The following is an 18,131-nucleotide window of genomic DNA, read 5'->3' as shown; positions in this document are numbered from 1 at the left end:
TTGCTGTCGCTTTCTCTTTGGAAGGAAACTTGACCATAATGAGGGAGAGGAAAAGCCCTGTCGGCCAGTGACGCAGCGTCAGGTCAGAAGGTTTCGCCGTATTTTTTCGCGTTTCGCAGAATCTACGCTCAAGGTTTCGTCCAGATAAGCGTCAAGCGACCCGGACTGCTCTTCTATCGAGGCGATGGCTGTTTCCAGAAAACGCCGTTCGACCCCCAGGAAAGGCCTGAAGACTTCATCGTCATAATTCTTTTCGAGCATCGTGTTGAAGTACTCACGTGCCTCCGGCAATCGAGCATCAACGTCTGCAGCTGTGTTGGTCAGCTCATAGTCGGTAAAGATATCATCCTTCGCAACGCCGAGCGCGTGATGGGTCAACGCACACAGAATACCGGTCCGGTCCTTGCCCGCGGCACAATTGACGAGAGCGGCTTCGTTTTCATCAAGTGAGGCGAGATGGTCGAACCAGGCCGTATATGTATCGACCAGTGCCGGCCGGTAGGGGGCTTCAGTATAGTAATCGCACATCCACTGTTTGGCTGCCTCACCGTCAGCGGCAACCTGTTTGAGGAAGTTGATGTGAGGAGCGTCCTGCTCGCGCCCGAGATCTGAGTACAGCCGGCGCACGCCAGAGACAGGCCACTTGTCGCCATGCCGCTCGCGTTCGTCCGGACGGCGCAGGTCCGCCTGGACAGTAATGGTCATCAGGTCGATCGCGGCGAGATCGTTATCAGACGCCTCGCCGAAATGGCCGGAGCGGTAAAGTTTACCGGGCTTCAGCCGTGCATTGTCCACACCTTCATATCCACCGAAATCCCGGAAGTTCCTGACTCCTTCGAGCGGTTTGACCCTGTCCTTCATATCATGCGCCTTCTGGCTGTTCCTGCACGGCATGAGCTAGAGCTTTCGGCATGCAAGGTCTACCCGCCACCTAGCGTAAGCTGTTTACGTTGCGTTCCATGTAGGCGGTATCGTCCCCATAGCTCTGGAGGCCGTCACAGGGGCGTGTTTCATACCCGGCCATGTGCCAGAACCGGGTTGCTGCTGGCAGGGAGACGAGCGCAACAAGGTTGAGGTCATGCTCTCTGGCAAGCTGTTCAATATGTGCGATCGCGGTTTGCGAAGCTCCGCTGCCGCGCACCGTCTGGCGCAACGCGATGTCATGCAGATATAGACAGTCAGGATCATGGGGGAGCTGGTGTAGCTCGGTGTCCAGTGGCACAGGCGTGTGCCGGTGCCATGGATGACTTATGAAATAACCATCAATGCCTCGCCCGCTCTCAAGGACCATGCAGCCTTTCGCAAACAGGCCAAGCCGATCGAGAAAGACCCGATCACTTTCCGGATAGTCGGGGTGGACCTCGCTGGCGATTGCTGACACCGCCTGCAAATCATGCCGGCCTGCGTGGCGCCAGACGGACTTCACAGGTGCCTGCGTCAATGCGATACCTTTGGATTACCTGAACGGCGGTTCGTCGAAGGCTCTCAGCTTGCGTGAGTGCAGGGCTGCACCACCTTCATGTGCCAGCCGCTCCAGCGTCTGGATGCCGATACGGATATGTTCACCGATTGCGCGCTCATAGAACCGATTGGCGGCTCCGGGCAGTTTTATCTCACCGTGCAAGGGCTTGTCAGAGACACAGAGCAACACGCCATAAGGCACCCGCAGGCGATACCCATTTGCAGCAATGGTCGCGCTTTCCATGTCGATCGCGATTGCCCGTGACTGGTTGAAGCGTCGCGCGGTCTCAGAGAAACGAAGCTCCCAATTGCGATCATCGGTCGTCACCACTGTGCCGGTGCGCAAGCGTTTCTTCAGGCCATCGCCTTTTTCGCCTGTGACATCGGCAGCTGCTTCCTGCAGCGCTACCTGGACTTCGGCGATTGGCGGGACCGGGATATCCGGCGGCAGCACACCATCCAGAACATGATCGTCGCGAAGATAGGCATGGGCAAGAACATAGTCACCGATCTGCTGGCTGTGACGCAGCCCGCCGCAATGGCCGACCATGAGCCAGCATTCCGGGCGAAGCACGGCAAGGTGGTCCGTTATGGTCTTCGCATTGGAGGGACCGACACCAATGTTCACGAGCGTTATCCCCGTCCGGTCGTCTGCCATCAGGTGATAGGCCGGCATTTGCGCGCGCCGCCATGGCGCAGCGTCTATGGCGCTCTTGGCGTCTGGGGTTTTCCCGTCGACGACCAGGCCGCCTGCAACGGAAAGGCCAGTGTAACGCGATCCTGATTTGAGTTGTTCGACGCTCCAGTCGCAGAAGGCGTCGACATAGCGGTGGTAATTGGTGAAAAGGACGTAGCGCTGCATGTGCTCAACAGGCGTGCCTGTATAGTGCTGCAAGCGCTTCAGGGAGAAATCGACACGCGGCCCGTCGAAGAGAGCGAGTGGGCGGTTAGAGCCGGGCTCATAGGGCTCGCCATCGGCAACCTCGTCTCCAATCATGCCAAGATTGGGTGAGGGGAACCACTTGGCCAGTTCTGCCGGACTGACTTCATCCAGACCGCCTGCCTCGGCCTGGTCCCAGACATAGGCATATGGAATCTCCGAACTGGAAGCCTTGACCTCCACCTCAACCGGATAATCGCGCATCAGCGGGCTCAGCTGCTCGATCAGGTAATCGCGAAAATAGTCGGGCCGGGTGATTGTCGAAATATATGTGCCCGGCTCGGACATCTTTCCAAAAGCGCGGGAAATTGGTGGAGGAGGCCCTTCCGGATCATAGCGGATGATCAGCGCAGGATAACAGAATGCCCTGGACTGGCGCAGGTCAGGTGATGGTGGTGTGCCATCCTGCAAATAGCGTTCGAGGCTTGATGTTAGGGCGCTGACAGCTTCGGCGTAGAGCTCTTCCAGGGTGTCAGCGACGTGTTCGGGCGTTTCCAGTTTTGACATGCCCCCCGTTGCCGCAAAGCCGACGCGGCGTCAATCGCGCTCATAATCTATTGTGTATACGACCGGCCCCATCCCTTCCTGACTGGTGGTCAGTGGCGTTAGCCAAGGCGGAACGTTGCCAGCTTCCAAGGCGGCGGCGAGGCCCTCAGGTGCGTGCTTGGCGTAAGTGCGTAGTTCGCCCATACCGGCACAATATATGAGATGTGTCGCGCCCGTTCTCTCCATCTTTGTCCGGGCTGTATCGACAGGATCGGTAAAAACGGAAACCGTCATCTGTATTGCGGCAGAATTACGGTGATAGGGCGCGGCAGTTGCATAGTGGCGCGTATGGAAAATTAGCGGTGCGCCAAGATCCATGGGCGTAAAGGCGATCATTCTCGGAGCGGCTGCGACAGGCTGGAAAGCTTGCCTGGACGTGCAATTGGCTATGGCCGGCTCAGCCTGACGAAAGCTGTTACTGAGTAGCTGCGGCAGTTGCCAGCCGAGAAGAGACGCTATCAGAATGGCGACGGCTAGCAGGCTCAGTCTTGGCAGATGGTCCTTTGCGGCACGTCTTCCGAGCAGGATACCAATGAAATATCCTGAAGAGATTGCACTAAGCGCATGTGCCAGCGAGGCTGCACGCACTTGCCATGTTGAAAGCAACAGGGCCGCCAAAAGCCCGACACCAAGACATGCTATGTTGAAACGGTCTGCCCGGGGCGACCCGCACCATGCATACAGGGTGGCCAGGAATGCGATTACCGGGAAACCGTAAAGGAAATACACGCTGGCCGGCTCGCCCGCGAACATGTCTGGAAGTGAGCGGCTTTCCGATACCGCGCTGAACCATATGGATTCGACCGTTCCAGAGAGATTGGAATAGGGGAGTGCGAAACACTCTGAGTTGACCGCTCTGAAACTCCAGACAACGACCCCGGTGACAAGCAGCATTGCGACAACGCGCAACAACAAGCGAGGCGCAGAGGGCATGAAAGTCGCCACAGTGAACAGCCCTGCACCTGTGACCAGCAGGCTGACAAAATGCGACTGACCATAAGCATCGCAGACAACACGTATCCCGCCTGCACCTGGCGTATCGAAGACATACGCGATAAGGGCCCCGACCACGAGTGCGGCACCAAAAACACGCAACCTGTTTGTTTCCCCATCTCCCCGCAGAACCCAGGCCAGGGCGAAACCTGCAATTATGAGTGTGGCGGCAGGCACATTCTCGAGCGCCAATGTAAACATTGCAGCGACACATGTTGCTGCGATTGCTGCAGACCGAGCGCTTTTTTGCGGCGAAAGCAGGCAGGCCAGGGCTGTCAGGGCAAGCGCGATGCCGAAGCCGTGATGGTCGACGCGGCCCGGCAGAAGCGTCACGATGGCAAAAGAGGCGCAGAAAAATACCATGCCGGCGATTTGGCCAGGCAGGGAGGTTTTGAGTCGGCGCAGGCAGGTCGCGAGGGCGGCAAGGGCCCAGCTCAACAGCATCAGCGGCCAGAGTGTTACGGCCAGCACCTCCGCCATCTCGCGGCCGATCAAAGGCTGTGCCAGGAGGATAATCCCTGCCAGGAATATATCTGGCAGTCTTGACCAATGCATATCCCCGCCTTCAGGGGTAAGCAGTCTTGCCTGGTCGACATTGTACCAGTTCTGTCCGCCGATCAGGTCTCGCACCTGCTGCATCCGCATCATGTCATCGCTGCCGGCCAGGTTGCCTGCGAAAACCTCTGGCGCAGAGAGAAGCAGTATGGTGCCAATTATCAAAACACCGGCAAGAACCAGGGGCCAGATCGGTGTCATATGGGCGCTCTTGGCGGCGTTCATCTATCGGTCCGTGAATATTTCAGCCAGCGGCAATTCCATCAAGAATCTGTCTACGGACTGATTGTGGCTAGCGGAAGGCTAACAGGCTGGGCATGTGCGAAGAGTAAGGTCTGTGCAGAAAAGCCGGCTTAGAGTTGGCTGGTTTGCAGGACAAGAAAGGCAATTCCGTAAACCTGCAAGGCAACAACGCCAAGCCCGGCAAGCAAGGCGATAAAGAACCGCCCCCAGTGGCGTCCCTGACTAAGGGCAAGACCACAGGCTCCTGCCCCGCCAATGAGTGTGGAGAGTGTCAGCGGGTCGATCCGTCCAAGACCGACCAGCGAGTCGAGCAGGTATACGACCAGTGGCGCGCACAGGAAGGCTGCACTGATGCAGAGTAGGCTGTCACGAACCAGTGTCATTGCCCGATTTACGCATGTCGCGTCTTATCGCTCCAGGAAAATCGCCAGCAATGCAGAAGTGGCAGGATATCCCTACTGAACCGGAATGCTGCTGGTGTAACTGACATCGGGCAGAATGCGGCTGTTGAACAGACAGGCAGAGAGGTTGCCTGCTGTCGGTCTGTCGGGATTGGCCATATAGGCGGTGAGGCTGAGCCGTGCCGCAGTTGTCATATCGGTTTGGCTCAATTTTGTTGAGGTCTTCGCCATGAGCTTGCGTGCCTTGCACCGGTAAAGTCGAATATAATGCTGGGTGGGGGCTGTATACCCCGCCTTCAGGCGGTGGAAGGCGTTGAGCTGGCGTTCGGATGTAACCAGCAATGCGGCAGGCCAGGCCAGTGCATCAGGCCGTGCAATCCACATATGGGACATGCGCACTTCAGGATGTGTCTTGTTGAATGCGACCTGGATGATTTCACCGTGTTGGGTGCGCTCGGTCTCGACCGTGGCTAGCCCAAGACGCTCAAGCCGGCCAGTCCAGCTATCTATGGCATTGTCACGAATTGAGGTCGCGCGCTCTGTTTCACCAAGCGAAAACCTTACGGCGGCATGCATTAGAAGCGACTCCATGTCTGTTACATGGCCCATTTTCTCGAAATGAGACGCTGCTGCTTGAACGTCACCAGCCCATGCTGCTGCTGTGCCTGCGATCCGGTGTGCCTCGCCTTTTTCAGGCCGGTTCGGGCAACGCGCGATAAAGTTTTCCGTGACGGATTGTATGTATGTGGGCGTGCCTTCTTCTTCCGGGTTTTCAAGCGCGACCTGCCATGCAGAGACATCCGTTAGCCCGCATGAGGCGGGATCAATCGTTTCAGCATGCGCACGCAAGCCGGTATAGGTGCAGATCAGCGAAGCGATCAGCGCGCTAAGATAGCGCAAGAGCCGTTTCTTCATGGGGCACTCCGGCAGTTTACCTTTTGATAACCATGCCTGCCTGCAAAAGCGATGCCGGAACTTTGAGCCATGAGCTCAATCAGGCTTTTCTGGCTAGAAAAGTGCGATCCTGGCTCATGGGTTTTGATAAGAGATCACATAAAGGCTTTGAAAAGCCGGGCTGAAATTTTTCAGGCTTTAGAGCTAGATATAAATCTTGGCAGGGCGCCATGATCACTCGCATCATGGATATGGCCGCCTATTGGTGCGAGGACCAGCAGAATAGCGACGGCGACTCCGGTCGCGACAGCTCCGAGTCCTCTGACGGGAGTCATCTCTTTCAGTGGTGCCATGAGCGGGCCTGTGGCGACATAGATGAGAAGCCCCGCCGAGACAGCGAAGAGCGAACCGATAGCCTGTTCATCAAGTCCATACATGAAAGGTCCGGAGACCAGAACACCGAGGGGGGTCGTCGCTGCTGCGGCAAGAAATGCAAACCAGAAGGCTGTCATGTTTCGCACGCCGTAACGGCGTAGAATTGCAAACGCGATTACGCCCTCTGGAAATTCGTGCAGTGTCAGGCCGATGGCGGCATAGACCCCGGACGCAAAACTGGCCGCGAAGGTCACTGAATAGATCACACCATCTATGAAAGAATGGACGGCGATCGCTAGAATGGGGGTGATGGCTTCGTGCTTGCTGGCCACGCCTTCCTTGTCCGGAAAGACGGCTTTGACGAAATTGTTGAGAAGCAGTCCAGCGAAAAATCCGGTGGCAAGCCAGGCTGGCGCCATAGTCGATAATGAGAAAGCCTCAGGAATGATGTGAAGGAAGGCCAGCGTCGTCAGCATGCCGGCGGCGGCAAGTCCGAACAGGGACGCGTTGCGTTCGCTCCACGGCGCGCGCTGTGCAACCAGAACGAGCCCCACGGTCGTAAAAAAAGCTGCGATCAGCCCGAAAAATAACGGTGCCTGAAGAGAACTCCACATTAACAGATTTGCCTTGCCCATCGCGCACTGCCTGATCGGCAGTTGATAAATTCTTCCAGAGTGATTGCCCCTGCCGGAACGTTATAGTATCGCATTTTATGGATTGCGAACGATTTCTCACTCATGATGAACGTTGTCAGCAGCAGTCGAACACAGGAAGACAGGATGCGTGCTTTTACATTTCTGTTCTTTGGCACGGCCTCAGTCCTTTTTTGGGCGGCCGGATGTGACGGCCAGCAGGAGATCGCAACCAAGTCCATGGTTTCGCCTTCCGAAAAGGCTGAGACGCCCGGCGTCGAGACACACACCTATTCGCGTTCAAGCAACCCGAGTGAGGCAGGGGGGCGCCTTGAAGCGCACGAACATGGCCACGGCAGGCTGGCAATTGCCGTAGACCGTGAGCAGGTCACGTTTACATTTGAAGCCCCGCTGGCATCGCTTGTCGGCTTCGAACATGAAGCCGAGACACCAGAGCAGCAGGCTGCGCTTGATGCGCTTAAGGATGCCTTTGTGGTGCCTGGCAACATGGTCGCGATTAATGGGCAGGCAAGCTGCCTGCCGATCACGACCTCGTCTGGTACTCATATCAGTGATGGGCATGGGGCGCTCGAGGTTGAGCATGTGTATTCCTGCGATAACCCGGCAGCCATTGAGACTGTAGAGTTTCTCATGATGGGGTCGTATCCGTCCCTAGAATCCATCGAGGCTATATATGCTTCCCAGACAACACAGTCGGCGGCACAGCTAAGGCCTGGGAATACCGTTCTGGAGGTTCACTGAATTGATCAGCGATACCGCCGCTGTTCAGATAAAGGGGCTGAAATTCGCCTGGACTGAGGGGCCGGCCCTTCTGGACATTCCGGCGTTTGAGCTCGCGGCAGGGGAGCGACTGTTCCTGAGAGGGCCAAGCGGTTCGGGTAAATCGACACTGCTTGGTCTGATTGCAGGCGTGCTTGCTCCGCAAGCCGGAGGTGTCGATGTTCTTGGGCATGACATGGCAAGCCTGTCTGGCGCCAGGCGGGACAGGTTGCGGGCCGATCGACTCGGCGTCATTTTCCAGATGTTCAACCTCGTGCCTTACCTCTCTGTTGTTCAGAACGTGACTCTGCCATGTCGGTTTTCGCAAACACGGCGGCAGGCAATATCCGGGGATCCGGTTGAAGAAGCGCGGCGTCTGCTTGCCAGGCTCGGTCTGAATGAAGAAAAGATGCTCCAGCGCCCGGTCACCGAGCTATCCGTGGGGCAGCAGCAGCGGGTGGCGGTCGCGCGGGCCCTGATTGGAGGGCCAAGCCTAGTGATCGCAGATGAGCCGACATCAGCCCTGGATGCTGATACGCGTGACCGATTCATCGAATTGCTCAACGAAGAGGCCGCCAGATACGGTGCGGCACTCCTCTTTGTCAGCCATGATGCCACGCTGGCCGGGCATTTCGACCGTAGTGTCGATCTTGGCGAAATAAACCGGGCTGGGGCGATTGCATGATGAACGCTTCGATTATTGGTCTCGCCTGGCGCAGCCTGTTGAACCGTAAGGCATCCGCCCTGCTTACCATCCTTGCAGTTGCCCTTTCGGTGGCTCTTTTCCTGGGGGTGGACAAGGCACGCAATGGTGCGCGTGCCGGCTTCGATAATACGATATCGGGCACCGACCTGATCGTTGGTGCTCCCACGGGGCAGATCAACCTGTTGCTCTATTCAGTGTTCCGGCTGGGTAATGCGACAGCAGAAATCAGCTGGCAGACCTATCAGGATATTACCGCACGCGAAGATATTGCCTGGACGATCCCGGTTTCACTCGGGGACAGTCATCGCGGGTTCCGTGTCATGGGAACAGACCAGACCTATTTCGAACGCTACAGGTATTCGAACGATACGCCGCTCGTCCTGACACAGGGAGAGCGCTTCGAAGATATCTATGAGGCGGTGATAGGAGCAGGTGTCGCGCGGGAGCTGGGCTACAAAACAGGAAGCGAGATCGTACTCACACATGGGCTCGGCTCGGCGGGCCTGACGGATCACGAGGACAGGCCTTTTATCGTGACTGGGATTCTGGAGCCCACAGGAACGCCTGTGGACCAGACGATCCATATTCCTCTGGAAGGGATGACGGCTATTCACGTTGGTTGGGAAACGGGAACCAGAAGCCCCATGGCCGATACGATTACGGAGGATATGATCCGTGATTTCGACCTTACACCACGCACAATCACAGCGGTCTTCGTCGGTCTTGAGCGTCGAGGTTCCATCCTGTCGACCCAGCGTGCGCTGAATACCCGCCAGGGAGAGCCCTTGCTGGCCATAATACCCGGCGTGGCTCTGGGGGAGCTTTGGCAAGTGACCGGTGTGGTGGAACGCGCCCTGATCGCGGTGTCCATCTTTGTGATCGCTGTCGGCCTCGTGTCTGTTCTGACTAGTATCCTCACCAGTCTGAATGAGCGCCGCCGTGAAATGGCGATCCTTCGGGCGACAGGGGCAAGACCGGGCCATATCTTTACCCTGATGGTGGCCGAGGCCGGTTTGCTGGGACTGGTCGGATCCTTGTCTGGTCTGGTTTTGGTTCAGCTCGGGCTCGCTCTTCTGGGGCCGGTGCTTTCATCATCCTATGGAGTCCAGCTACAGGGACTGGGACTGTCCATGATCGACTTGTGGACTGTGTTAGCTGTAACCGGTGCGGCCCTTCTCATCGGAACTGTCCCGGCAGCCACGGCCTTGCGCCGGTCACTGGCTGACGGACTGACCGTGAAACTCTGAAGCAAGGAGTGTACATGAATATGGATGCATCAGGCAGGGACACCTAGGTAAGAGTCATGAGACAGATTCTGACAAGCGCCATTGCGGCGGCTTTTTTTGGAGTTGTTGCCTGCAGCCAGGCTAGTGAGGCACCGTACGAAGATGCGGCCGCCTCGCCTGAAGACACACCCGAAGCGGTTGAGCTGGCCCGTGCAGAGACATCGGAAGAGCCGGAAGTCGGCGACAGGGTTCCCGATCCGGATGAAGCTGCCGATGAAGGAAAAGCCCGAGCCGACGCGCTGAGTGCGCGTGGTGTCATGGAAATCGGCTGGGAAGAGCTGATGCCGGAGGGTGAGGAGGAGCGAATAGCCGAAATGTATCAGGCGCAAATGGCCCAGTTATACTCCAGAGGTGGGGCCGTAGCAGAAGGGTCTGTGCGTGACCAGGCAATTCAGATCGGGACTTTCAACACGGTCGAGGAAATCAACGGCAAGGGTGCAAATGGACTGAAGGTCCGCCTGCCTGGCTATACAGTGCCTTTCGAATACGGCTCGGACGCGGCCATCAGTGAGTTCCTGCTTGTGCCTTACTATGGAGCTTGTCTGCATGCGCCACCGCCTCCACCGAACCAGACGGTATTTGTCAGGACCGAAGACAAGATCAAGCTGAAGGACCTTTCGCAGGCCGTCTGGATTGAGGGCACGCTGCGCACACGCAAGCAGACCTCCGATCTCGCGGACACGGCCTACACGATCGAGATGACCGATTGGGAAGTCTACGAATACTGATCCTGTCTGAATAAGCTGAACGCCAGAAAGAAAGAAGGGCGGGACCAGACAGGCCACGCCCTTCAAACACGCAACTAACTCTACTGGCATCCGTGTCGCTGAATCTGGTTAAGAGTTTACGACCGCTTGGCCAGCAGGTTGCGAATTTCTTCCAGCAAGACTTCCTGGCGTGCCGGGGCAGGCGCTTCTGCGGGGGCTTCATCCTGCTTGCGTTTGAGGTTGTTGACGCCCTTTACGACAAAGAAAAGTGCCAGCGCCATGATAATGAAGGAAATCAGGTTGTTGATGAATAGCCCATAGGCGATGACAGGTGCGCCAGCTTCATTCGCGGCCGCCAGGGATTCATACGTATTGCCATCAAGCGGCATGATCAAATCTGCGAAGTCTACTCCACCAAGTAGCAGGCCGATCGGAGGCATCATGATGTCATTGACCAGCGATTTGACGATGGTGGAAAACGCACCCCCCAGAATGAAACCGACAGCCAGGTCAACCAGGCTGCCCTTCATTGCAAATTCCTTGAATTCCTTGAACATCTTGTCCCTCCAATCTGCGTGCGGTTATCGCACCAGTAAGAAGGATAGTTCGCGTAAAGCTTGTAGTGGTCAACTAGTAAGTTGTCGTGTCCCAGTCACGAGCAGTAGGCCATCTATCTGGCTTCAGGATCGTCGCCTCCGTTCACCCGTGCACGCAAATCCTTTCCGGGCCTGAAGAACGGTACGGTCTTGGCGTCTACCATGACCTTCTCGCCGGTACGCGGGTTACGCCCGACACGAGGTTTTCGTTCCCGTACAGAAAAGGCCCCGAAACCGCGAAGTTCGACCCGGTTTCCTTCAGCCAGCGCCTGGGCAATCTCGTCGAGAATGACCGCGACAATCTTCTCCAGATCGTCGTGTTTCAGGTGGCTGTATTCGGCCGCAAGCTTGTCGATAAGTTCTGACCTGAGCATGACTTTGAATGTAAACGAAATTTGGGGCGGAAACCAGTGGTTCCGCCCCAAACATCATATTGTTTTTGTCATTTAGCGGAATTTATCCCGCAAAGACTGGCTTATTCAGCCTCGCTGTCGCCCTCGTCTGCCGCTTTCGAGGCAGACTTCTTGGCCGTTGAAGCCTTCTTCGGCTTTTCCTCAGCGTCAGCTTCGACCTCTTCAGACTTGGTTTCGGCCTCATCGGCTGTTTCCGTTGTCTTGCTGGAGGCTTTCTTGGCTTTCGATGTCGGAGCTTCATCTTCTCCGTCAGCGTCGCCGTCGGTCTTGGCAAGTGCGGCGCCGAGGATGTCGCCCAGCGAAGCCCCGCTGTCTGCAGAGCCGTACTGTTTCACGGCTTCCTGCTCTTCGGAGATCTCAAGTGCCTTGATCGAAACAGAGACGCGGCGGGCTGCCTTGTCGATCTGCGTCACCTTGGCGTCGATCTTGTCACCGACAGAGAAGCGTTCCGGACGCTGCTCGGAACGGTCACGCGACAGGTCGGAGCGGCGGACGAAGGCCGTCATGGCCGGATCGCCGAACTGAACCTCGATACCACCCGATGTCACTTCCGACACCGTGCAGGTGACCGTGCTGCCGCGGCGAATGTCCATATCGGACATCGGGTCGCCGGCCAGCTGCTTGATGCCGAGCGAGATACGCTCTTTTTCGACATCGACATCCAGGACTTTGGCACGGACGACGTCGCCCTTGTTGAAGTTGGCGATCGCCTGCTCGCCTGGCACATCCCAGGAAATGTCGTTGATGTGGACCATGCCGTCGAGTTCCGGTCCGAGACCGATGAACAGGCCGAATTCCGTGATGCCACGTACTTCGCCTTCGACTTCGGTGCCCGACGGGTACTCCGCCATGAAAGCTGACCACGGGTTGTCCTGGGTCTGCTTCAGGCCAAGCGAGATGCGGCGCTTTTCGGCGTCGACATCGAGCACTTCGACCATGACCTCTTGCGAGGTGGAGACGATCTTGCCCGGATGGACGTTCTTCTTGGTCCAACTCATTTCAGAGACGTGGATCAGGCCTTCAACGCCGTCTTCCAGCTCAACGAACGCACCATAATCGGTGATGTTCGTGACCGTACCCGGAAGGCGCGTGCCGACCATGTACTTGCTCTCGACGCCTTCCCACGGATCGGCTTCGAGCTGCTTCATGCCGAGCGATATGCGCTGGGTCTCGGTGTTGATCTTGATGATCTGGACTTTGACCGTATCGCCGACGTTGACGACCTGGCTCGGATGGTTGATCCGCTTCCAGCTCATGTCGGTGACGTGCAGCAGGCCGTCGATGCCGCCGAGATCCACGAACGCACCGTAATCGGTGATGTTCTTGACGACGCCTTCGCGGACATCGCCCTCATTCATCGCTTCGACGATTTCTGCGCGCTGCTCGGCACGGCTTTCCTCAAGGATTGCGCGACGCGAAACAACGATGTTGCCGCGTGGGCGGTCCAGCTTGAGGATGGCGAAAGGCTGAACCTCCCCCATGAGCGGGCTGACATCGCGGACAGGGCGAATGTCGACTTGCGAGCCCGGCAGGAAGGCGTTGACGCCGCCGAGGTCGACGGTGAAACCGCCTTTGACACGGCCAGAGATCGCACCCTTTACGGGCTCTTCCTTGTTGTAGCTGTCTTCCAGCTTGATCCAGCTCTCTTCGCGGCGCGCCTTGTCGCGCGAAAGCACAGCTTCGCCCATAAGGTTCTCGATGCGGTCGAGGAAAACCTCGACAATGTCGCCGACCTTGGGTTTCTCGTCTTCGAGCAGGAATTCCTTGGCGGCCACGCGGCCCTCGACCTTGAGGCCGACATCCAGGATCAGGTTGTCGCCGGAGATGGCAACGACCGTGGCAGGCACAACACGGCCTTCCTGAAGCGTCGATGCGCCAGTGCTCTCTTCGAACATCGCGGCGAAATCGTCGGTGCTCGGATTCATTGTTTCGGTATCAGACATGTTCTCTCCAAAGGTCTGATCAACGCAGTTCATGGCGCCGAGCGGAATTGCTGGCGCGTATACGCTGTCAGTCTTTTACGGATTGGGCGGAGGCGTGGCCTTTGGATTTGAAGCTATTGTGCTTCAGGGCCTTGCTACTCCTGACGGGCCTTGGCCGCATCAACGACCGCCCGCGCCTTTTCCACAGCCGCGTCTATAGTCAGATGAGTGGTGTCGATCAAGACCGCGTCTGCCGCCATTTTCATTGGAGCGTCCTTGCGGTCGCGATCACGGCTGTCGCGTTCTTCCAGTTGCCGGAGAACTTCATCGAGCGTGATGGTGTCGCCAGCAGTGGCCAGCTCCCTGTGCCGGCGCGTCGCTCGGGTCTCGACATCGGCATCGACCCATAGCTTCACATCTGCATCGGGGCAGACAATGGTTCCGATATCGCGACCGTCCAGAACAGCCCCTGTTGCCTGATGAGCAAAGGCCCGCTGCAGCTCCAGGAGCGCTGCCCGGACAGGAAGGAGCGCAGCGACTTTAGACGCAGCTATTCCCGCCTCGGCCGTGCGCAGCTCCGCCTCATTGTAAATACCCGGATCGAGTCTTGAGGCCAGTTCGGCAAGCCCATCGGCATCATCCAGGGCAACGCCGGCCTGTATCGCGGCAACACCTGTAGCGCGATAGAGGCGGCCGGTATCCATATGGGGCAGGGCGTAATGCGCTGCCAGCCGCGTCGCAATAGTCCCCTTGCCGGATGCGAGTGTTCCGTCGATGGCGATAATCATGGCGGGGAGAAATGCGCGACGGTGGGTGAGCGGTCAAGCACGACTTGCCAAGCAAAGTCAGCTATGGCCTCACCATGAGGACAAGCTGGGACAGGAAAGGCCTATCATGCAGGAAATATGTGCGGAGCGCCAATGGGTGTGTGAGGCGATGCGGCGCATTAGTGCTGACTTTAACCGGTCCTCGGATACCCATCTCGTCCGGGTTGACCTGCCGGGATTTCCGAACCAGACGCTCTATCTGAAAGATGAGTCCATTCATCCCTCAGGCAGCCTGAAGCATAGGTTGGCGCGTTCCCTTTACCTTTATGGCTTGTGCAATGGGGCCATCGGTCCTGATACCGTGATCGTTGAGAGTTCGTCTGGCTCGACAGCGGTTTCTGAAGCTTATTTTGCCCGTCTGCTCGGTCTGCGCTTTATTGCCGTGGTTCCTGAAGGCACGGCTCGTAAAAAGCTCGACCAGATAAGTTTCTATGGAGCCGAGACACATGCTGTGCCGGCGCCTGATATTTATGCGGAAGCTGAGCGTATCGCCCGCGAATGTGGCGGCCATTATATGGACCAGTTCACTTATGCGGAACGGGCGACAGACTGGCGTGGCAATAACAATATTGCTGAAAGCCTGTTTGCCCAGCTTGCCCTCGAGGAGCATAGCCTGCCGGAATGGGTGGTCATGAGCGCGGGGACAGGCGGCACCTCGGCCACTATCGGTCGCTATATCCGGTATCGCTCGGATCTTTCGTCGAAGACCCGGCTCTGTGTAGCGGATCCGGAAAATTCCGTGTTCTATGACCATTATGTCAGCGGTGAATCCGACCTGCGGATAAACTCACGCTCACGGATCGAAGGTATCGGTCGCCCGCGTGTGGAGGCTTCTTTCCAGCCACGTGTAATTGACCGGATGATGCAGGTGCCGGATGCAGCCTCGCTCGCGACGATTCACTGGCTGGAAGGTGTGTTGGGGCGACGATGCGGCGGCTCGACGGGCACAAATGTCTGGGCCGCGCTTCATCTCATGGCGGAGATGCGTGAAGCTGGACGTGCTGGCAGTGTCGCCACCCTGATATGCGATGGTGGTGAGCGATACTCGGATACGTATTTCAATCCGGCATGGCTTGACGAACAGGGCCTGAATATCCGCACGCCGCTTGAAACCCTTGAGAGGCTTGCTGGCTAAGGCTGGTTGAGCGCAGCCTTGATGGCGGTCGCATTGGTTTCGTCAAAGGCTGCCAGGGTTATCGTTAGCGGATGGGTTTCGATATAATCCCGGCATACTGACACGGCGATGCCTGCAGCTTCATTCGCAGGGAATCCGTAAGCGCCTGTCGAAATGGCGGGGAATGCGATTGAGCTGAGTTCGCGTTTCAGCAGTTCGTTGAGAGAGTGACTGTAGCAGGCTTTCAGCAGTTCAGCTTCGCCTTGGTCGCCGCCGCGCCAGACGGGGCCGACGGTGTGGAAGATCAGCCGGTCCCCAACGCCAAAGCCATCCGTGACCCGGACTTCGCCAGTGGGGCAGGGGGCTAGCGGTTTGCAGGCTTCTTTAAGCTCAGGCCCTGCCGCCTTGTGAATGGCACCATCTACGCCGCCGCCACCCATCAGGGAGGAGTTGGCGGCATTGACGATGACATCGCACGTTATGTCGAGAATGTTGCCGCGATGAAGTTGGAGGGTTCCTGCCACGATACTTGCTCCTTGTCCTTTGTCTTGCATAACGCACAAGAGGCCTTCAGCGTGCCATCCCTTCTCACCTATCCTTCCCGTATGTCGGCACCGAGTTCGTGCATGTGCGCGGCAAAGTCGGGATAGCTTGTCGCGATCATGGCTGCATCATCAATCGAGACCGGATTGCGGGAAGCGGTTCCCATGACAAGTGCGCTCATGGCGATGCGGTGATCATGATGGGTCTCGACCAATCCCCCGCCAGGAGGCGGCCCAGCACAACCCAGGACGACAAAGCCGTCAGCGCGTTCTTCCACCCCAACACCGTTGACACGCAGCATGGCGACAATCGCAGCTATGCGATCACTTTCCTTTACGCGTAATTCCTCAGCCCCCGTCACGACGGTTTCCCCTTCGGCAAACGCTGCGAGCACGGCGAGGACCGGAAATTCGTCGATCATGGAGGCGACCAGTGTCTCCGGAATGGCTCGTCCCTTCAGGCCTCCAGAGGCGGCCTGAAGGTCGATGAGACGTTCACCTGCGGCATCGCCTGTATCTTCTGCGCCAATAGCCGCGCCCATCCGCGCGGCGGCCTGGAAAAAGCCATCGCGTGTCTCGTTCGACATCACATTCTCGACGACAACCCCGCCTGAAGGTGAGATCAGTGCCCCGGCGATCAGAAATGCTGCTGATGAGGGGTCGCCGGGGATGACCGTGTCGACCGGTTGCAGGAGCTGCCCGCCTTCGATCTCGACAACCTGGCGGTTCCCGCTTCCAGGTCGCACCGACAGTCTGGCACCGAAACCACGCAGCATTTTCTCGGTATGGTCTCGTGTTGGCCGGCTTTCCGTCAGCCGGGTCGTGCCGACGGCATTGAGGCCAGCCAGCAGAACGCAAGACTTTACCTGGGCGGAGGCCTGCTCCGGGGCATATTCAATTGCATCCAGCGTACTGGACCCGCTGAGCCGGATTGGCAGTTTGCCTGCGCCATCATGCTTGAACCTTGCTCCCATGCGCTCCAGCGGGCTGATCACCCGGTTCATCGGACGTTTTGAAAGGCTCTCGTCGCCAATGAGGTTGGCTTCCAGCGGATAGCCTGCCATCAGACCCATCATGAGCCTGGCAGCTGTACCGGAATTTCCGAAATCTATGTCTTCACCGGGTGATTTGAGCCCGGCTGCGCCAACCCCGGTAACGGTCCAGCTACCAGGACCTGTTTTTTTGACATCAGCGCCGAGCGCGGCCATCGCCCTGGCCGTATTCATGACGTCGGCACCTTCAAGCAGCCCGGAGATTTCCGAAGTGCCGTTTGCAATGCCTGAAAACATAAGGGCACGGTGTGAACATGACTTGTCGCCGGGCGCCCGTATGACGCCCTGTAAGCGGGGAACAGGGTGGGAGGTCCAGACCAATTGCATCTCCTCTGCACAAGCTGGCGAAAAGCGCTTTGACAGGGGCGCGCCTTTCTGGCAAGCGCCCCCGCATAATTTCATTCGAGGTGCGGAGACCCAAGACCTATGGCCGATCCCGATCTTGGTATCAAACAGATTTGTCCCAGCTGTGAGGCAAAGTTCTATGATCTGAACAAGCGTCCAGCTGTTTGCCCGAAGTGTCAGACTGAGTTCGACCCGGATGATGACGAGGTTCGTTCGACCAGTGCGAAGCTGAAGGCCAAACGTGCCAAAAGCTCCGTGCCGAAGGATGAGGAAGAGGATCTCGAAGAAGAATCGCCCAAGCGCCGCAAGAAAAAATCGACTGCTGACGATGATGAGGGCGGTGATGATGATTACGACAACGACGGCGATGAAGATGAAGAGGACGACGAGGAGGAAGACGAAACCTCCCGTGAACTCGGTGAAGACGCCGATGAGGTTGTTCTCGAGGGCGGCGATGAAGATGAAGACGAAGAAGCTGCACCCGGCAAGGTTCCGGCCGGCTTCAACGAAGACGGCATCGACGACGATGACGATGACGAAGTCTCCCTCGACGATGAAGAAGAGGATTTCGACCTCGAAGATGACGTTGATCTGGGCGAGGACGATCTCGACCTTGATGATGATAACGATGACGGCGAGGATGACGAGGACGAAGACAAGAAGTCCTGATAATTGGACTTGATCAGGAGCGCGTGAGACTATACTTCACGCGTCTCCGATGAATTGGGGCCTTAGCTCAGCTGGGAGAGCGCCTGCATGGCATGCAGGAGGTCAGCGGTTCGATCCCGCTAGGCTCCACCA

At 57.5% G+C, this 18,131-nt stretch carries 19 protein-coding genes and 1 tRNA gene; 7 read left to right on the top strand and 13 right to left on the bottom strand.

Annotation, left to right across the window (positions count from 1 at the left end; translation table 11 throughout):
• Positions 1 to 78 precede the first annotated feature (78 nt).
• The 7 genes from Q1K31_RS04255 to Q1K31_RS04225 form a co-directional block, all read right to left on the bottom strand.
• Positions 79 to 861, bottom strand: coding sequence for a tyrosine-protein phosphatase (locus Q1K31_RS04255; RefSeq protein WP_300377081.1), 783 nt, complete (start codon positions 859 to 861; stop codon positions 79 to 81).
• A gap of 70 nt (positions 862 to 931) precedes the next feature.
• Positions 932 to 1,381: a GNAT family N-acetyltransferase gene (locus Q1K31_RS04250; protein ID WP_300377079.1), complete on the bottom strand. Its 450-nt coding sequence runs from the start codon at positions 1,379 to 1,381 to the stop codon at positions 932 to 934.
• A 75-nt stretch (positions 1,382 to 1,456) separates the two neighbouring features.
• On the bottom strand, positions 1,457 to 2,908 hold the full coding sequence (locus Q1K31_RS04245) for an AMP nucleosidase (protein WP_300377077.1): 1,452 nt from the start codon (positions 2,906 to 2,908) through the stop codon (positions 1,457 to 1,459).
• 30 nt (positions 2,909 to 2,938) lie between these two features.
• The gene (locus Q1K31_RS04240) at positions 2,939 to 4,696 is read right to left on the bottom strand and encodes a hypothetical protein (protein WP_300377075.1); all 1,758 of its coding nucleotides are present in this window, start codon (positions 4,694 to 4,696) and stop codon (positions 2,939 to 2,941) included.
• Between the two features lie 152 nt (positions 4,697 to 4,848).
• Positions 4,849 to 5,121, bottom strand: coding sequence for a hypothetical protein (locus Q1K31_RS04235; RefSeq protein ID WP_300377073.1), 273 nt, complete (start codon positions 5,119 to 5,121; stop codon positions 4,849 to 4,851).
• 72 nt (positions 5,122 to 5,193) lie between these two features.
• On the bottom strand, positions 5,194 to 6,054 hold the full coding sequence (locus Q1K31_RS04230; RefSeq protein WP_300377071.1) for a hypothetical protein: 861 nt from the start codon (positions 6,052 to 6,054) through the stop codon (positions 5,194 to 5,196).
• Positions 6,055 to 6,224: 170 nt separating this feature from the next.
• Positions 6,225 to 7,043 (bottom strand): ZIP family metal transporter, encoded by an 819-nt coding sequence (locus Q1K31_RS04225; RefSeq protein ID WP_300377069.1) that lies wholly within the window; start codon positions 7,041 to 7,043, stop codon positions 6,225 to 6,227.
• A 144-nt stretch (positions 7,044 to 7,187) separates the two neighbouring features.
• On the opposite strand from Q1K31_RS04225, the gene Q1K31_RS04220 reads away from it, so the two are divergent.
• From Q1K31_RS04220 to Q1K31_RS04205, 4 genes are read left to right on the top strand one after another with little or no spacing between them, the layout of a single operon-like run.
• The gene (locus Q1K31_RS04220) at positions 7,188 to 7,802 is read left to right on the top strand and encodes a DUF2796 domain-containing protein (RefSeq protein WP_300377067.1); all 615 of its coding nucleotides are present in this window, start codon (positions 7,188 to 7,190) and stop codon (positions 7,800 to 7,802) included.
• Between the two features lie 4 nt (positions 7,803 to 7,806).
• Positions 7,807 to 8,505, top strand: a complete 699-nt coding sequence (locus tag Q1K31_RS04215; RefSeq protein WP_367187532.1) for an ATP-binding cassette domain-containing protein — start codon at positions 7,807 to 7,809, stop codon at positions 8,503 to 8,505.
• The gene (locus tag Q1K31_RS04210) at positions 8,502 to 9,773 is read left to right on the top strand and encodes an FtsX-like permease family protein (RefSeq protein WP_300377063.1); all 1,272 of its coding nucleotides are present in this window, start codon (positions 8,502 to 8,504) and stop codon (positions 9,771 to 9,773) included. The genes Q1K31_RS04215 and Q1K31_RS04210 overlap by 4 nt, the downstream gene beginning before the upstream one ends.
• A 56-nt stretch (positions 9,774 to 9,829) precedes the next feature.
• The gene (locus tag Q1K31_RS04205; RefSeq protein ID WP_300377061.1) at positions 9,830 to 10,540 is read left to right on the top strand and encodes a DUF3299 domain-containing protein; all 711 of its coding nucleotides are present in this window, start codon (positions 9,830 to 9,832) and stop codon (positions 10,538 to 10,540) included.
• Positions 10,541 to 10,656: 116 nt separating this feature from the next.
• Here the strand turns inward: Q1K31_RS04205 and mscL are convergent, their stop codons facing one another.
• From mscL to cmk, 4 genes are all read right to left on the bottom strand, one after another.
• Positions 10,657 to 11,076: a large conductance mechanosensitive channel protein MscL gene (gene mscL, locus Q1K31_RS04200; protein WP_300377059.1), complete on the bottom strand. Its 420-nt coding sequence runs from the start codon at positions 11,074 to 11,076 to the stop codon at positions 10,657 to 10,659.
• Between the two features lie 113 nt (positions 11,077 to 11,189).
• Positions 11,190 to 11,489: an integration host factor subunit beta gene (locus tag Q1K31_RS04195; protein WP_300377057.1), complete on the bottom strand. Its 300-nt coding sequence runs from the start codon at positions 11,487 to 11,489 to the stop codon at positions 11,190 to 11,192.
• Positions 11,490 to 11,590: 101 nt separating this feature from the next.
• On the bottom strand, positions 11,591 to 13,471 hold the full coding sequence (gene rpsA / locus Q1K31_RS04190; RefSeq protein ID WP_300377055.1) for a 30S ribosomal protein S1: 1,881 nt from the start codon (positions 13,469 to 13,471) through the stop codon (positions 11,591 to 11,593).
• Between the two features lie 134 nt (positions 13,472 to 13,605).
• Positions 13,606 to 14,238, bottom strand: coding sequence for a (d)CMP kinase (cmk, locus tag Q1K31_RS04185; RefSeq protein WP_300377053.1), 633 nt, complete (start codon positions 14,236 to 14,238; stop codon positions 13,606 to 13,608).
• A gap of 106 nt (positions 14,239 to 14,344) precedes the next feature.
• On the opposite strand from cmk, the gene Q1K31_RS04180 reads away from it, so the two are divergent.
• Positions 14,345 to 15,412: a PLP-dependent cysteine synthase family protein gene (locus Q1K31_RS04180; protein WP_300377050.1), complete on the top strand. Its 1,068-nt coding sequence runs from the start codon at positions 14,345 to 14,347 to the stop codon at positions 15,410 to 15,412.
• Here Q1K31_RS04180 and Q1K31_RS04175 read toward each other — a convergent pair.
• Together Q1K31_RS04175 and aroA are read right to left on the bottom strand one after the other, a co-directional pair.
• Positions 15,409 to 15,945 carry a macro domain-containing protein gene (locus Q1K31_RS04175; protein ID WP_367187524.1) on the bottom strand — a complete coding sequence of 179 codons (537 nt, stop codon included), beginning with the start codon at positions 15,943 to 15,945 and terminating at the stop codon, positions 15,409 to 15,411. The two genes, Q1K31_RS04180 and Q1K31_RS04175, sit on opposite strands and share 4 nt — an antisense overlap.
• A 38-nt stretch (positions 15,946 to 15,983) precedes the next feature.
• A complete protein-coding gene (aroA, locus tag Q1K31_RS04170; RefSeq protein ID WP_300377046.1) occupies positions 15,984 to 17,312 on the bottom strand; it encodes a 3-phosphoshikimate 1-carboxyvinyltransferase in 1,329 nt (442 codons plus the stop codon).
• Between the two features lie 99 nt (positions 17,313 to 17,411).
• Here aroA and Q1K31_RS04165 point away from each other — a divergent pair, with 99 nt between their 5' ends.
• Both Q1K31_RS04165 and Q1K31_RS04160 read left to right on the top strand, forming a co-directional pair.
• Positions 17,412 to 17,999: a TIGR02300 family protein gene (locus tag Q1K31_RS04165; RefSeq protein ID WP_300377044.1), complete on the top strand. Its 588-nt coding sequence runs from the start codon at positions 17,412 to 17,414 to the stop codon at positions 17,997 to 17,999.
• Between the two features lie 56 nt (positions 18,000 to 18,055).
• Positions 18,056 to 18,131, top strand: a tRNA-Ala gene (locus Q1K31_RS04160).

It is taken from the genome of Henriciella sp., from assembly GCF_029936995.1.
In the GTDB taxonomy this organism is placed as follows: domain Bacteria; phylum Pseudomonadota; class Alphaproteobacteria; order Caulobacterales; family Hyphomonadaceae; genus Henriciella.
Note: the sequence above shows the minus strand (reverse complement) of the source record. Positions and strands in the feature narration are given on the sequence as shown.

Bases quoted from the DNA above. Each gene is read 5' to 3' on its own strand.
- Q1K31_RS04230 (WP_300377071.1), bottom strand. From the start codon at position 6,054: ATGAAGAAACGGCTCTTGCGCTATCTTAGCGCGCTGATCGCTTCGCTG.
- aroA (WP_300377046.1), bottom strand. From the start codon at position 17,312: ATGCAATTGGTCTGGACCTCCCACCCTGTTCCCCGCTTACAGGGCGTC.
- cmk (WP_300377053.1), bottom strand. From the start codon at position 14,238: ATGATTATCGCCATCGACGGAACACTCGCATCCGGCAAGGGGACTATT.
- Q1K31_RS04165 (WP_300377044.1), top strand. From the start codon at position 17,412: ATGGCCGATCCCGATCTTGGTATCAAACAGATTTGTCCCAGCTGTGAG.
- Q1K31_RS04225 (WP_300377069.1), bottom strand. From the start codon at position 7,043: ATGGGCAAGGCAAATCTGTTAATGTGGAGTTCTCTTCAGGCACCGTTA.
- Q1K31_RS04175 (WP_367187524.1), bottom strand. From the start codon at position 15,945: ATGCAAGACAAAGGACAAGGAGCAAGTATCGTGGCAGGAACCCTCCAA.
- Q1K31_RS04180 (WP_300377050.1), top strand. From the start codon at position 14,345: ATGCAGGAAATATGTGCGGAGCGCCAATGGGTGTGTGAGGCGATGCGG.
- Q1K31_RS04235 (WP_300377073.1), bottom strand. From the start codon at position 5,121: ATGACACTGGTTCGTGACAGCCTACTCTGCATCAGTGCAGCCTTCCTG.
- Q1K31_RS04255 (WP_300377081.1), bottom strand. From the start codon at position 861: ATGAAGGACAGGGTCAAACCGCTCGAAGGAGTCAGGAACTTCCGGGAT.
- Q1K31_RS04220 (WP_300377067.1), top strand. From the start codon at position 7,188: ATGCGTGCTTTTACATTTCTGTTCTTTGGCACGGCCTCAGTCCTTTTT.
- mscL (WP_300377059.1), bottom strand. From the start codon at position 11,076: ATGTTCAAGGAATTCAAGGAATTTGCAATGAAGGGCAGCCTGGTTGAC.
- rpsA (WP_300377055.1), bottom strand. From the start codon at position 13,471: ATGTCTGATACCGAAACAATGAATCCGAGCACCGACGATTTCGCCGCG.
- Q1K31_RS04245 (WP_300377077.1), bottom strand. From the start codon at position 2,908: ATGTCAAAACTGGAAACGCCCGAACACGTCGCTGACACCCTGGAAGAG.
- Q1K31_RS04210 (WP_300377063.1), top strand. From the start codon at position 8,502: ATGATGAACGCTTCGATTATTGGTCTCGCCTGGCGCAGCCTGTTGAAC.
- Q1K31_RS04205 (WP_300377061.1), top strand. From the start codon at position 9,830: ATGAGACAGATTCTGACAAGCGCCATTGCGGCGGCTTTTTTTGGAGTT.
- Q1K31_RS04240 (WP_300377075.1), bottom strand. From the start codon at position 4,696: ATGACACCGATCTGGCCCCTGGTTCTTGCCGGTGTTTTGATAATTGGC.
- Q1K31_RS04195 (WP_300377057.1), bottom strand. From the start codon at position 11,489: ATGCTCAGGTCAGAACTTATCGACAAGCTTGCGGCCGAATACAGCCAC.